The sequence below is a fragment of the Azospirillum endophyticum genome, from assembly GCF_016595245.1.
Classification (GTDB): domain Bacteria; phylum Pseudomonadota; class Alphaproteobacteria; order Azospirillales; family Azospirillaceae; genus Azospirillum; species Azospirillum endophyticum.
Genome location: NZ_JAENHM010000073.1, coordinates 123,623 through 136,422, shown reverse-complemented (window position 1 = coordinate 136,422; position 12,800 = coordinate 123,623). Strand labels below are relative to the sequence as shown.

The 12,800-nt window shown below is 66.8% G+C and carries 9 protein-coding genes; 8 read left to right on the top strand and 1 reads right to left on the bottom strand.

The features are described 5' to 3' along the window. Positions 1–239: 239 nt before the first annotated feature. The 6 genes from ileS (at position 240) to JHL17_RS27500 (ending at position 10,329) form a co-directional block, all read left to right on the top strand. Positions 240–3,083, top strand: coding sequence for an isoleucine--tRNA ligase (ileS, locus tag JHL17_RS27525; RefSeq protein ID WP_200197849.1), 2,844 nt, complete (start codon positions 240–242; stop codon positions 3,081–3,083). A gap of 148 nt (positions 3,084–3,231) precedes the next feature. Next, the gene (lspA, locus tag JHL17_RS27520) at positions 3,232–3,735 is read left to right on the top strand and encodes a signal peptidase II (protein ID WP_200197848.1); all 504 of its coding nucleotides are present in this window, start codon (positions 3,232–3,234) and stop codon (positions 3,733–3,735) included. A gap of 106 nt (positions 3,736–3,841) precedes the next feature. Beyond that, positions 3,842–4,432 carry a DUF3035 domain-containing protein gene (locus JHL17_RS27515; RefSeq protein WP_200197847.1) on the top strand — a complete coding sequence of 197 codons (591 nt, stop codon included), beginning with the start codon at positions 3,842–3,844 and terminating at the stop codon, positions 4,430–4,432. A 142-nt stretch (positions 4,433–4,574) separates the two neighbouring features. Then, positions 4,575–5,972: a M16 family metallopeptidase gene (locus JHL17_RS27510; RefSeq protein WP_200197846.1), complete on the top strand. Its 1,398-nt coding sequence runs from the start codon at positions 4,575–4,577 to the stop codon at positions 5,970–5,972. A 2-nt stretch (positions 5,973–5,974) separates the two neighbouring features. Continuing rightward, positions 5,975–7,330 (top strand): M16 family metallopeptidase, encoded by a 1,356-nt coding sequence (locus JHL17_RS27505; protein ID WP_200197845.1) that lies wholly within the window; start codon positions 5,975–5,977, stop codon positions 7,328–7,330. Positions 7,331–7,905: 575 nt separating this feature from the next. Next, entirely contained in the window at positions 7,906–10,329 is a 2,424-nt protein-coding gene (locus JHL17_RS27500; RefSeq protein WP_200197844.1) for an ATP-binding protein, read from the top strand. A 41-nt stretch (positions 10,330–10,370) separates the two neighbouring features. Here JHL17_RS27500 and JHL17_RS27495 read toward each other — a convergent pair whose 3' ends face one another. Then, complete coding sequence (locus tag JHL17_RS27495; RefSeq protein ID WP_200197843.1) at positions 10,371–10,538, bottom strand: hypothetical protein; 168 nt, start codon at positions 10,536–10,538, stop codon at positions 10,371–10,373. 204 nt (positions 10,539–10,742) lie between these two features. On the opposite strand from JHL17_RS27495, the gene pgi reads away from it, so the two are divergent. Beyond that, positions 10,743–12,395 (top strand): glucose-6-phosphate isomerase, encoded by a 1,653-nt coding sequence (gene pgi, locus JHL17_RS27490; RefSeq protein ID WP_200197842.1) that lies wholly within the window; start codon positions 10,743–10,745, stop codon positions 12,393–12,395. Positions 12,396–12,546: 151 nt separating this feature from the next. Beyond that, positions 12,547–12,798, top strand: coding sequence for a hypothetical protein (locus JHL17_RS27485; protein WP_109445327.1), 252 nt, complete (start codon positions 12,547–12,549; stop codon positions 12,796–12,798). Positions 12,799–12,800 lie beyond the last annotated feature (2 nt).

Sequence of the window (12,800 nt, the reverse complement as noted above, 5' to 3'; positions counted from 1 at the left end):
CGTTCCACACCGTTCCACCCCCGCCGGATGAGATCGCCGCGGCAATGCAGTGCCGCGTCCTTGACCGCACCGCACACGCCGCTAATATCCGGCGCGATGACCGGCTTTCCGTGGATCCTTGCGCGAGACGCGCGAATTACCGGCCCGGCTCTCTGAGGAGGGCCGGGAGCGAGACCCATTGTGCAACGGGAGGCCGCAACCGGCCGCCCGATCGTGACGCCTTCCCCCAGGGATCCGATATGACCCGCGATTACAAATCGACCGTCTTCCTGCCCCGCACCGACTTCCCCATGCGCGGCGGCCTGCCGGCCAAGGAGCCCGAGCTGCTGAAGCGCTGGGCCGAGATGGACCTGTTCGGCAAGCTGCGGTCCGGTGCCAAGGGCCGCAAGAAGTTCGTGCTGCATGACGGCCCGCCCTACGCCAACGGCAACATCCACATCGGCCATGCCGTCAACAAGATCCTGAAGGACGTCATCGTCCGCTTCCGCCAGATGCAGGGCTTCGACGCCGACTATGTCCCCGGCTGGGACTGCCACGGCCTGCCCATCGAGTGGAAGATCGAGGAGAAGTACCGCAAGGCCGGCAAGAACAAGGACGACGTGCCGCTCATCCAGTTCCGCGCCGAATGCCGCCAGTTCGCCGAGGAATGGGTCGGCATCCAGGCCGCCGAGTTCCGCCGGCTGGGCGTGGAGGGCGACTGGAAGCATCCCTACGCCACCATGACCTTCCCGGCCGAGGCGCAGATCGTCCGCGAGATCCACAAGTTCGCGGTCAACGGCGGCCTCTACAAGGGCTTCAAGCCGGTGATGTGGTCGGTGGTGGAGAAGACCGCGCTGGCCGACGCCGAGGTCGAATACCACGACCACACCTCGACGACCGTCTTCGCCCGCTTCCCCGTCTGGGGGTCGTCGGCGCCGGAGGTCGACGAGGCCAGCATCGTCATCTGGACGACCACCCCCTGGACCCTGCCGGGCAACCGCGCCATCGCCTATGGCGACGAGATCGAATACGCGACCTTCAAGGTCACGGCGGTCGCCGAAGGCTCCAAGGCGGTGGTCGGCGAGCGCCTCGTGCTCGCCACCGCGCTGGCCGAAAGCGTTTTGAAGGAAACCGGCATCACCGAGTGGAAGCAGTTGCACCGCTTCCCCGGCTCGCGCCTCGCCGGCACCTATTGCCGCCACCCGCTGAACGGCAAGGGCTACGACTTCAAGGTGCCGCTGCTGGCCGGCGACTTCGTGACCACCGACGCCGGTTCGGGCTTCGTCCACATCGCCCCCGGCCATGGCGAGGACGACTTCCGCCTGGGCCAAGCCAACGGCATCGAGGTGCCGCAGACGGTGGGCGAGGACGGGCGCTACTACGACCATGTGCCGCTGTTCGCCGGGCTGGCCGTCTACACCGACCAGGGCAAGTCCGGCCCGGCCAACAAGGCCGTCCTGACCGCGTTCGAGGAAGCCGGTTCGCTGCTCGCCAGCAGCCGCATCAAGCACAGCTACCCGCACAGCTGGCGCTCCAAGGCGCCGCTGATTTTCCGCACCACGCCGCAGTGGTTCATCTCGATGGAGACGAACGACCTGCGCAAGGTGGCGCTGCAGGCGATCTCCGACACCCGCTGGGTGCCGTCGCAGGGCGAGAACCGCATCCGCTCGATGATCGAGAGCCGTCCGGACTGGTGCATCAGCCGCCAGCGCGCCTGGGGCGTGCCGATCGCCCTGTTCGTCCGCAAGTCGACCGGCCAGATCCTGCGCGACGAGGCGGTGTTCGCCCGCATCGCCGACATTTTCCAGCAGGAGGGCGCCGACGCCTGGTTCGCCCGCGATCCCCAGGACTTCCTCGGCAATTCCTATTCGGCCGACGAGTTCGAGCAGGTCCGGGACATCGTCGACGTCTGGTTCGAATCGGGGTCCTCGCACGCCTTCGTGCTGGAGCAGCGGCTGGAGGAGCTGGCCTGGCCGGCCGACCTCTATCTGGAAGGCTCCGACCAGCATCGCGGCTGGTTCCATTCCTCGCTGCTCGAAAGCTGCGGCACCCGCGGCCGGGCGCCCTACAACGCGGTGCTGACCCACGGCTTCGTGCTCGACGAGCAGGGCCGCAAGATGTCCAAGTCGCTGGGCAACGTGGTGGCCCCGCAGGAGGTCTGCGACCAGTATGGCGCCGACATCCTGCGCCTGTGGATCATCAACTCCGACTATTCGGAGGATCTCCGCATCGGCAAGGAGATCATCAAGACCCAGGCCGACCTCTACCGTCGCCTGCGCAACACGCTGCGCTACCTGCTGGGTGCGCTGGCCGACTACACCCCGGCCGAGCGGATCGACGCCGCCGAGATGCCGGAGCTGGAGCGCTGGGTCCTGCACCGCCTGTCGGAGCTGGACGCGCTGGTCCGCGAGAAGGTCGAGGCCTACGACTTCCACGCGCTGTTCGTGGCGCTGCACAACTTCTGCGCCGTGGAGCTGTCGGCCTTCTACTTCGACGTCCGCAAGGACAGCCTCTATTGCGATCCGGTCGATTCGGTGCGCCGCCGGTCGGTGCGGACGGTGATGGAGCATCTGTTCTCCAACCTGACCGCCTGGCTCGCTCCCATCCTCTGCTTCACCGCGGAAGAGGCCTGGCTGGCCCGTCCGGAAGGCCTGACGGAGGGCTCGGGCTGGACCGACGAGAGCGTGCATCTGCGCGGCTTCCCCGAGGTTCCGGCCGAGTGGCGCAATGACGCGCTGGCCGCCAAGTGGGAGGCGGTGCGCACCGTCCGCCGCGTCGTCACCGGCGCCTTGGAGCTGGAGCGCGCCAACAAGACCATCGGCTCGTCCCTCCAGGCCGATCCGACCGTCTTCGTCGATGCCGCGACCAAGGCCCTGCTGGCCGATGTCGATTTCCAGGACGTCTGCATCACCTCGGCGATCGAGGTGACGGACGCCCCGGCGCCGGAGGGGGCCTTCACCCTGCCCGACGTTCCCGGCATCGCCGTCGCCCCGGCCCTGGCCGACGGCGAGAAGTGCGAGCGCTGCTGGAAGGTCCTGGAGGAGGTCGGCACGGTCCACGACCACCCGACGCTCTGCATCCGCTGCTCCGACGCGGTGGCATGAAGCCAGCCACCACAACCGCGGTCCTATCCCCTCTCCCCCCCGGGGAGAGGGTTAGGGTGAGGGGGATCCGCCTGCCGGACGCCTCTCGCCGCGCCTCCCCCTCACCCCGACCCTCTCCCCGGGGGGGAGAGGGAGGATGTGTGGCCACATGAACGCCTTCGTCGCCAACCAGTCCCGCTCCTATTGGCTGTTCGGGATGATCGTCGCCGTGGTGGTGGTGGTCCTCGACCAGCTCACCAAATGGCTGATCCTCGACCATGTCATGCAGCCGGTGCCGCATGTCATCGAGGTGACGCCCTTCTTCAACCTCGTGCTGGTCTGGAACTACGGCGTCAGCTTCGGCACCTTCGCCAGCGGCGGAGCGCTCATGCCCTATATCCTGAGCGCCATCGCCGCGGTGATCGCCGTCTGCCTGGTCTTCTGGCTGCGGCAGGCGGAGCGGCGCCTGATCGCCTTGGCGCTGGGCTTCATCATCGGCGGGGCGGTCGGCAACGTCGTCGACCGGCTGCTGCACGGCGCTGTGGTCGACTTCCTCGATTTCCATGTCTCCGGCTGGCATTTCTGGGCCTTCAACGTGGCGGACAGCGGAATCAGCGTCGGCGTGATCCTGCTGTTGATCGACGGACTGTTCGCCGGCCGCGAAAAGTCGTAAGAGTTCCGTCGCCGGTGGCGCTATAACCACCGGCGAGCGCCGGCCATGCGGCCTCGACCTTCGTGCCGGGTCGCTAAGACGTGACAGACGACGGGATCTTCCGAACGTGACCAGCTTCTCCTCCGCCCTCTCCCTCACCCGAAATCGGCTTCCGCTCATCGGGCTGGCGCTTGCGGCGTTGACGCTCGCCGGCTGCTCGGACGTGCGCCGGTCGATCGGTCTCGACCGCCAGAGCCCCGACGAATTCTCCGTCGTTTCCCGCGCTCCGCTGACCCTGCCGCCGAGCATGCAGGATCTGCCGAAGCCGCGTCCGGGCGCCGCCCGTCCGCAGGACAGCACGCCGACCCAGATGGCCGCCGGCGCCGTGTTCGGCGGTTCCGCGCGCGGCGCGAAGGCAGCGGCCGGCTCGACCGCCGGCGAGAAGTCGCTGATCGCCCAGGCCTCGTCCCGCGACGGCATCGACCCGAACATCCGCGCCAAGGTCGATCAGGAAACCACCCAGCTGATCGTCGCCGACAAGAGCTGGATCGACTCGCTGCTGTTCTGGCAGACGCAGCAGCCGCCCGTCTCCGTCGTCGACCCCGGCAAGGAGCAGCAGCGCCTGCGCGAGGCCCAGGCCCAGGGCAAGGCGCTGGACGGCGCCGCCACCCCGACGATCGAACGCAAGCGCAAGGCGCCGCTGGAAGGGTTGTTCTAAGCCCCGGCGGTCCGAACCGCCGTCCGGCCGCTTTTCAGCCGCCTTTCAGCCTTGTTCAAGCCACGTCATCACACCAGTTTCCGGGGGCGTCCTTCATCGAGGGGCGCCCTTTCGATTCGGACCTCCTGATCCGGGAGCCTTCATGCCCGCCTGTTTTCCAGCCCGCCGTTTCGCCGCGGCCGGTCTCCTCGCCCTGACGATGACCGTCGCGGCCCCCCTGGCACCAGCGCTTCTTGGCGCCCCGCCCGCCCAGGCGGCGGAAAAGGGAGTGTTCTTCCCCGAGAGCTTCACCCTGTCCAACGGCATGCAGGTGGTGGTCATCCCCAACCACCGCGTGCCGGTCGTGACCCATATGGTCTGGTACAAGGTGGGCGCCGCCGACGAGGAGCGCGGCCAGTCCGGCATCGCCCATTTCCTGGAACACCTGATGTTCAAGGGGACGGACGCGATCCAGCCCGGCGAATTCAGCCGGATCATCGCCAAGAACGGTGGGCGCGACAACGCCTTCACCAGCTACGACTACACCGCCTATTACCAGAACGTCGCCCGCGACCGGCTGGAGATGGTGATGCGGATGGAGGCCGACCGCATGGCCAACCTGAAGCTGACCGACGCGGTGGTCTATCCCGAGCGCGACGTCATCATCGAGGAACGGCGCCAGCGCATCGAGAACGAGCCGGCCGACCGCATCGGCGAGCAGATCAACGCCACCCTGTTCGTCCATCACCCCTACGGCACCCCGGTGATCGGCTGGCCGCAGGAGATGTCGGCGCTGACGCGGGAGATGGCGGAGCATTTCTACAAGACCTGGTACACGCCCAACAACGCCATCCTGGTGGTGTCCGGCGACGTGACCGCGGCGGAGCTGAAGCCGCTGGCCGAGCGCTATTACGGCGCCATCGCCGCCCGCCCGGTGCCGGAGCGCAAGCGGGTGACCGAACCGCCGCTGACCTCCTCCCGTCAGGTTGTCCTGCGTGACGAGGAGGTGCGCCAGCCGTCGGTCCGCCGCATTTGGACCGCCCCCTCCTACCGGCAGGACCAGGACGGCCAAGCCTATGCGCTGCAGGTGCTGGCCGAGATCATGAGCGGCGGCACCACCTCGCGCCTCTACCGCAGCCTGGTGGTCGACCAGAAACTGGCCACCTCGGCCTGGCTCGGTTACGGACCGACGGCCTGGGACATGGCGACGCTCAGCGTCGGCGCCAGCCCGGCCGCCGGCGTGCCGATGGACAAGCTCGAACCGGCGCTGTGGGCGGAGGTCGACAAGCTGCTGAAATCCGGCGTGACGGAGGAGGAGGTCGCCACCGCCCGCAAGCGGATGCTGGCCTCGGCGGCCTATGCCCGCGACAGCCTGACCGGGCCGGCCCAGACGCTGGGCGCTGCTCTCGCCACCGGCCAGAGCATCGACGACGTGGAAAACTGGCCGGTGCGCATCGACGCCGTCACCGCCGATCAGGTCAACGCCGCCGCCAGAGCCGTGCTGAGCCAGACCAACCACGTCACCGGCCTGCTGCTGCCCCCGACCGGAAAGGACAGTTGAGGATGAGCGTGCGTCACATCTCCATGCGGTCGGGCGTCGCGGCCGTCTTTCTCGCGATCGTCGCCATCGCCCTGCCCGCCCACGCCATGGACATCAAGCGCGTGGTCAGTCCCGGCGGGATCGAGGCGTGGCTTGTCGAGGACCACAAGGTGCCGGTGCTGGCGCTGGAATGGGTCTTCGACGGGGCCGGCGGCACCGACCCCCAGGGCAAGGAGGGGCTGGCGAACATCGCCTCCACCATGCTGGACGAGGGTGCCGGTCCGTACGACTCGCAGGCCTTCCAGGCGCGGCTGCAGGACAAGGCGATCGCTCTCGGCTTCGAGTCCGGCCGCGACGGCTTCGGCGGATCGATGCGCACCCTCGCCGAGAACCGCGAGGAGGCGCTGGAACTGACCCGGCTGGCGCTGACCGAGCCGCATTTCGCGCCGGAAGCACTGGACCGCATGCGGGCCTCGGTCATGGCCAGCCTGAAACGCGACCTCGCCGACCCCAACTACGTCGCGCGGCGCCAGTTCTACGCCACCGCCTTCCCCGACCATCCCTATGGCGGCGAGAACCGCGGCAGCCTGGACAGCCTGCCCACCATCACGCCGGACGACCTGCGGACCTTCGTCAAGGGCCAGTTCGGCCGCGACCGGCTGGTGGTGACCGCCGCCGGCGACATCTCTCCCGAGGACCTCGGCAAGGCGCTGGACAAAGTGTTCGGCGGCCTGCCGATCAAGGCCGACGCCAAGCCGATCTCCGACGTGACGATGTCCGGGCTGGGGCAGACCATCCTGCTGCCGCGGCCGACCGCACAGACCGTCATGCTGATGGGCCAACCGGGGGTGAAACGCGACGATCCCGACTGGTACGCTGCCACGGTGATGAACTACGTGCTGGGCGGCGGCGGCTTCGGCTCCCGCCTGATGGAAGAGGTGCGGGAGAAGCGCGGACTCAGCTACGGCGTCTACAGCTACCTGATCCCGATGGACCATACGGCGCTGGTGATGGCCGGCGGGTCGACCGTCAACGCCAAGGCCGGACAGGCCCTGGACATCATGCGCCAGGAATGGGCGCGGATGGCGAAGGACGGCCTGACCGACCAGGAGATGGCCGACGCCAAGACCTACCTGACCGGCTCCTTCCCGCTGCAGTTGGGCTCGACCCAGGCCATCGCCCGCATCCTGCTGCAGGTGAAGCGCGACAAGCTGGGTATCGATTACCTCAACCAGCGCGACCGCTACATCAACGCGGTATCGCAGGCCGACGTCAAGCGCGTCGCCCAGCGGCTGCTCGACCCGGCCAAGCTGCTGACCGTATTGGTCGGCAGGCCGGAGGGCGTGTCGCCGACGCGGACGATCGACGGGGGAAGTTGAGGGAAGTTCCCGGCTTTGAACGCCGCCACCTGTCCTCACCGCCTGACCGCGGAAGAGGACAGGTGGCGATGCGCCGCTTTCGAAGCCTGTCAGGCGGCCATTGCCCCCTGACGGACCTTGATCCCGGCCATCATCGGCAAAGCTCGTAGCGGGAATTTGCGCGGGATGGAGCGAACGAAGCGGTAATCCGGCCGGGCCGCATCCGACCGGCCGAGGCGAATCGGGAAACGTCCACCGAACGGCCATCCCTGCCGATGTCCGCCCCCGGCAATCCCCAATTTTCCATGGTTCTTCATCTTGTCTGGCGTCGAGATCCGCTGGGATATGCGGCAACCACTCAACGTGGTATTTTTATATTAGATGCGCTTAATCTTATAAGGAGTCGTAAGTATTTATACTGCATCCATCCCCCATATCCTTTCGAAGGTTCATTTTTGAGAAGGTTGTCGAAAGAAAGACATAGACTCCGCATCCCAAGTTGGTGGATGAATTGACCTGCTGGAAATTGGAAAGTCACCTCGCACCTCATTGGCGGAGCCGACGACATGCGTCCGCATTGGATAGCGGCGGCTCTGTTGCCGCTGGCCGCCTATGCCCTGTTGTTGTTGATCACGGTCGACCGGCTGCAGCAGGAGATCATCAGAACCAACCTGGAGGACGAGCTTGAGCACACCGCCAACTCCGTCCAGCAGGTGATCCAACGCGAGATATCCTTCTTCAGCGGCTTGGCCATGGTGCCAGCGACCGCATCCGACGAAACGGGCGCACTCGAGGCCCGGGCGGAATTGGCCCGGCAGCTTCATCCCTCCACCCTCGCCATCACGCTGCGTGACCGCGAGCGGACGATCTTCGACCTCGGCGGAGCGCTGTCCGGGCCGGTGGCTGGACATGGCGCCAAGGACGAGCCGCCATCCGTGTGGTCGTCCGCCATGCCGGAAATCGGCGACCTCACCGCTGGAAACATTCCACTGGAAATCCCGATCCTGCGGGACGGCAGGGTCGCCTATGTCCTGACCGGGGTCGTCGACCCAAGACTGTTCAACGATCTGTTGCGATCCACCATCAGCGCCAAGGGATGGATCGCGGCTCTGCTCGATCGCTCTCTTGCGATTGCGGCGCGCAGCAAACAGGGCGAGGTCTTCGTCGGCACCCCTGCCACTCCCGATCTCGCCGAAGCGATCCGGACCGGGCGGACCGGCGTTCAGAGATCCATCACCAAGGATGGGCGCCCATCCTATGTCGTGACCACGGCGTTGGGAGAGACGGGATGGTATCTGGCCATGGCCATTCCCGTCTCCGTGGCGGAGCAGACCTACCGGCCGGTTTGGCTGCGATTCCTCGCCAATGGCGGGTTGATCCTTCTCGCCATGGTGGCCGCGGCGTCTCTGCTCGTCTGGTGGAAGGTCCGCAGGCTGGAAGCGCGAACGGAAACCCTGACGAGCGGTCTGGCCCGTGCCAATCTGGAAAGCGACGAGAAGTCAGCCTTCATGGCGGTGATCAGCCATGAACTGCGCACTCCGCTCACCGGCATCCTGGGTTTTTCCGAACTGTTGGCGAAATCGCCCCTGGCCCCGGTACAGAAGGAGTGGCTCAAGCTCCAGGTCAGCAGCGGGCGCATTCTTCTCAACGTCATCAACGACATCCTGGACTACTCCAAGATAGAAGGCGGCTACGTGACGCTGGAATCCGTGGAGTTCGACGTCCGGCACCTCGTCGACCGCTGCATCGCCCTGGTGAAGCCGATGGCGGCAACCAAGGGCATTCGCTTGCACTGCGATTTCGCACTGGACGGTGTCGGTCAGGTCAAGGGCGATCCGACACGACTGCAGCAGGTGATCGGCAACCTGCTCAACAATGCCGTCAAGTTCACCGAACACGGTGAGGTGAGCCTCTCTGTTTCACTGAAGCCGGACGGGCTGAATCGGGCCGAATTGCGGATCGGCGTCCGCGACACCGGAATCGGCATCCCGGTGGATCGCTACCACCGGCTGTTCAAGCGCTTCAGCCAAGCCGACAACTCGACGACGCGAACCTACGGCGGCACCGGGCTGGGGTTGGCGGTCTGCAAGGCGCTGGTCGAGATGATGGGCGGTTCCATCGGCTTCGACAGCAGGGAAGGACGGGGTAGCAACTTCCACTTCGCGGTCCTGCTGCCGGTGACGCAGTCCTCGCCCGACGACTCCGACGGGGCACGGAACGTGGAAGAACGTCCGCGGGCGGGCTCCCGCATCCTGGTGGTGGAAGACAACCCGATCACCCAGACGCTGACCCGGACGGTGCTGGAGCAAGCCGGATACGGCGTGAGCGTCGCCGGAAGCGGGGAGGAGGCGGTGACCGCGGTCGAGCAGGACGCGTTCGACCTCGTGCTGATGGACGTTCACCTGCCGGGGATGGACGGCCCGGACGCCACCCGCGCCATACGGTCGAAGACGGGCGAGCATGGCCGTATTCCCATCCTGGCCCTGACCGCCGATGCCTTTCATGACGACGTGACGAATTGTCTGGCTGCCGGGATGGACGGGCATGTCGCCAAGCCTTTCAAGATCGATGATCTGCTGCAGGCCGTCGCCGGTCACCTGCGACGCCCGGAACGTCCCGACATGGCAGAGACCGGTCAGGCCGGCTTCCCCGAAACGGATGAAGCCGCGATTGAGGCCGCGACGCGGCCCCGGCCGGGCAGCATCGCCGCGGCGGTCGGCAAGCCTCAGGCCGCCGCGATGATACGGATGTTCATCGGCAGGGTGGAGATCACCCTGGACGACCTGGCACGGGGCGACAGGACACCGCCGGAGTTGTACGAGGCCTCCCACCAGATGATCGGGGCGGCGGGAATGTTCGGCTATACGGGAATCGTCGCGGCGGCCCGGACCTTGTGTCTGGCCTGCAGGTCGGAGCGACCGGATCGGATCCAGGCAGCCTTGAGCGATCTGCAGGCCATCCTGCGCGAGTTCCTGGAGCAGGCCGCCGATCGCCGGCATAGCGATCCTGCCGAGCCCTGACGGCCGGACCGCCTGCGCATCGCCGGGCTTGGCCTATGGCATCACGCCAAATCCGGCTGGCTCCCCGGGAAACGCGGATCGCTGGGATCGACCGGGTTCCCCGGCACCTTGCCGGGAATGATCCCGACCTGATCCGGCCGCGCGGCATCGTCGCGGTCGCGCTGCTCCTCCCGCTCTTCCAGCGGTGGTGCGATGGGCTTGTCCGACATGGCGTCCTCCCGATGAGAAATCTCTTACCCACAACAATCGAGCCGTCATCCGGTTGCACCCCTGGCCGCCCCGCATAGGCCGATAAGCAGCGCCGACCGCCGCGTTTTGGCCCGTGGCCGTGACCGGCGGTCGGTGTTAGGCTCCCCACGCCCCGCAGATGGGCCGCGTCAAAGGACCGCTGACGTCAAGGAGTCCAAAGCATCATGACCGCGCTGACCCGTTCTTCCGCCTGGGCCGCTCTCGCCCAGCACCGCCAGGATATGGCCGCCACGCACATGCGTGACCTGTTCGCCGCCGATCCCGGCCGGTTCAAAGCCTTCTCGATGGAGGCGACGGGGCTGTTCCTCGACTATTCGAAGAACCGCATCACCCAGGAGACGGTCGGCTTGCTGCTCGACCTTGCCCGCCAGCAGGATGTCGAGGGTGCCCGCGCCCGCATGTTCGGCGGCGAGCCGATCAACCTGACCGAAAAGCGCGCGGTCCTGCACACCGCGCTGCGCAACCGCTCCGACCGCGCCGTCACGGTCGACGGACGCGACGTGATGCCGGACGTGCGCGCGGTGCTGGGGCGGATGGATGCCTTCGCCAAGTCGGTGCGCGACGGCGATTTGCGCGGCTATACCGGCCAGCCGATCACCGACGTGGTGAACATCGGGATCGGCGGCTCCGACCTCGGCCCGGTCATGGCGACCGAGGCGCTGAAGCCCTTCGCCCATGCCCATGTCGCCCTCCATTTCGTCTCCAACGTCGACGGCACCCATCTGGCCGAGCAGTTGAAGTGGCTGGACCCGGAGACGACGCTGTTCGTCATCGCGTCCAAGACCTTCACGACGCAGGAGACACTGACCAACGCCCATTCCGCCCGCCGCTGGTTCCTGGAGACCGCGCAGGACGAGGCGCATGTCGCCAGGCATTTCGTCGCCGTCTCCACCAACGAGGCGGAGGTGCGCAAGTTCGGCATCGACCCCGCCAACATGTTCGGCTTCTGGGACTGGGTCGGCGGCCGCTATTCGCTGTGGTCGGCCATCGGCCTGCCGATCATGATCGCCATCGGGCCGGAGCGTTTCGCCGAGCTGCTGGCCGGCGCCCATGCGATGGACGAGCATTTCCGCACCGCCCCGCTCGAGCGCAACATGCCGGTGCTGCTGGCCTTGCTCGGCGTCTGGTACCGCAATTTCTGGGATGCCTCCTCCTACGCGGTGCTGCCCTACGACCAGTATCTGCACCGCTTCCCCGCCTATCTCCAGCAGCTGGACATGGAGAGCAACGGCAAGTCGGTGACCCGCGGCGGCGAGCCGGTGGATTACCAGACCGGCCCGGTGTTGTTCGGCGAGCCCGGCACCAACGGCCAGCATGCCTTCTACCAGCTGATCCACCAGGGCACCTCGCTGATCCCCTGCGACTTCGTCGCGGCGGCGACCACCCACAACCCGATCGGGGCGGAGGCCGGCGCCCATCACCGCATCCTGCTGTCCAACGTCTTCGCCCAGGCCGAGGCGCTGATGCGCGGCAAGACCGCCGACGAAGTGCGGGCGGAGATGACCAAGGCCGGCAAGCCGGCGGCCGAGGTGGAGGCGCTGGTCCCCCACCGCGTCTTCCCCGGCAATCGCCCTTCCAACACCATCCTGATGCAGATCCTGACCCCGGCGACGCTGGGCGCCCTGATCGCGCTGTACGAGCACAAGGTCTTCGTCCAGGGCATCGTCTGGGACATCAACAGCTTCGACCAGTGGGGCGTGGAGTTGGGCAAGCAGCTGGCCAACACCATCCTGCCGGAGATGGAGAGCGGCCCGGCCGAGGGTGCCCATGACAGCTCGACCACCGGGCTGATGGAATGGTGGCGGGCGCACCGGTAAGGGCAAGTTCGCGTCACGCCCAATAATTGTATGTATACGAACGCTATCGGGAGGAGCAGACTCCCTCCGATGGCGTTCGGAACAATACGGCTTCGTCCCGGTTGAAGAGGGAAATGGTCTATGCACCAATCCACTTCAGCGGAGCAGCCCCATGTCCACCCGTTTACGCCTCGCCATCCTGATCTACGGCATGATCCAGGGTGTGGTCTTCGGCATCGGCACCGTCCTGGTCCTGGGCATCCCCAGCTTTTCCGAACAGGCGATGACGCTGATGCCGACCGTGGTCATCCTCAGCGTCATCCTTGCCGCTCCCATCGCCTGGTTCATGGCGCCGCGGTTGCGGCTGCGCTTCTGGCAGCAGCGGGAACGGCAGCAGGCGCCGCGCCGCGTCACTCTGTCCTGATC

What these genes read in the sequence shown, in the direction of transcription:
- lspA (WP_200197848.1), top strand. Translation starts at nt 3,232, where the DNA reads ATGAACGCCTTCGTCGCCAACCAGTCCCGCTCCTATTGGCTGTTCGGG.
- JHL17_RS27505 (WP_200197845.1), top strand. Translation starts at nt 5,975, where the DNA reads ATGAGCGTGCGTCACATCTCCATGCGGTCGGGCGTCGCGGCCGTCTTT.
- JHL17_RS27485 (WP_109445327.1), top strand. Translation starts at nt 12,547, where the DNA reads ATGTCCACCCGTTTACGCCTCGCCATCCTGATCTACGGCATGATCCAG.
- JHL17_RS27510 (WP_200197846.1), top strand. Translation starts at nt 4,575, where the DNA reads ATGCCCGCCTGTTTTCCAGCCCGCCGTTTCGCCGCGGCCGGTCTCCTC.
- JHL17_RS27495 (WP_200197843.1), bottom strand. Translation starts at nt 10,538, where the DNA reads ATGTCGGACAAGCCCATCGCACCACCGCTGGAAGAGCGGGAGGAGCAG.
- pgi (WP_200197842.1), top strand. Translation starts at nt 10,743, where the DNA reads ATGACCGCGCTGACCCGTTCTTCCGCCTGGGCCGCTCTCGCCCAGCAC.
- ileS (WP_200197849.1), top strand. Translation starts at nt 240, where the DNA reads ATGACCCGCGATTACAAATCGACCGTCTTCCTGCCCCGCACCGACTTC.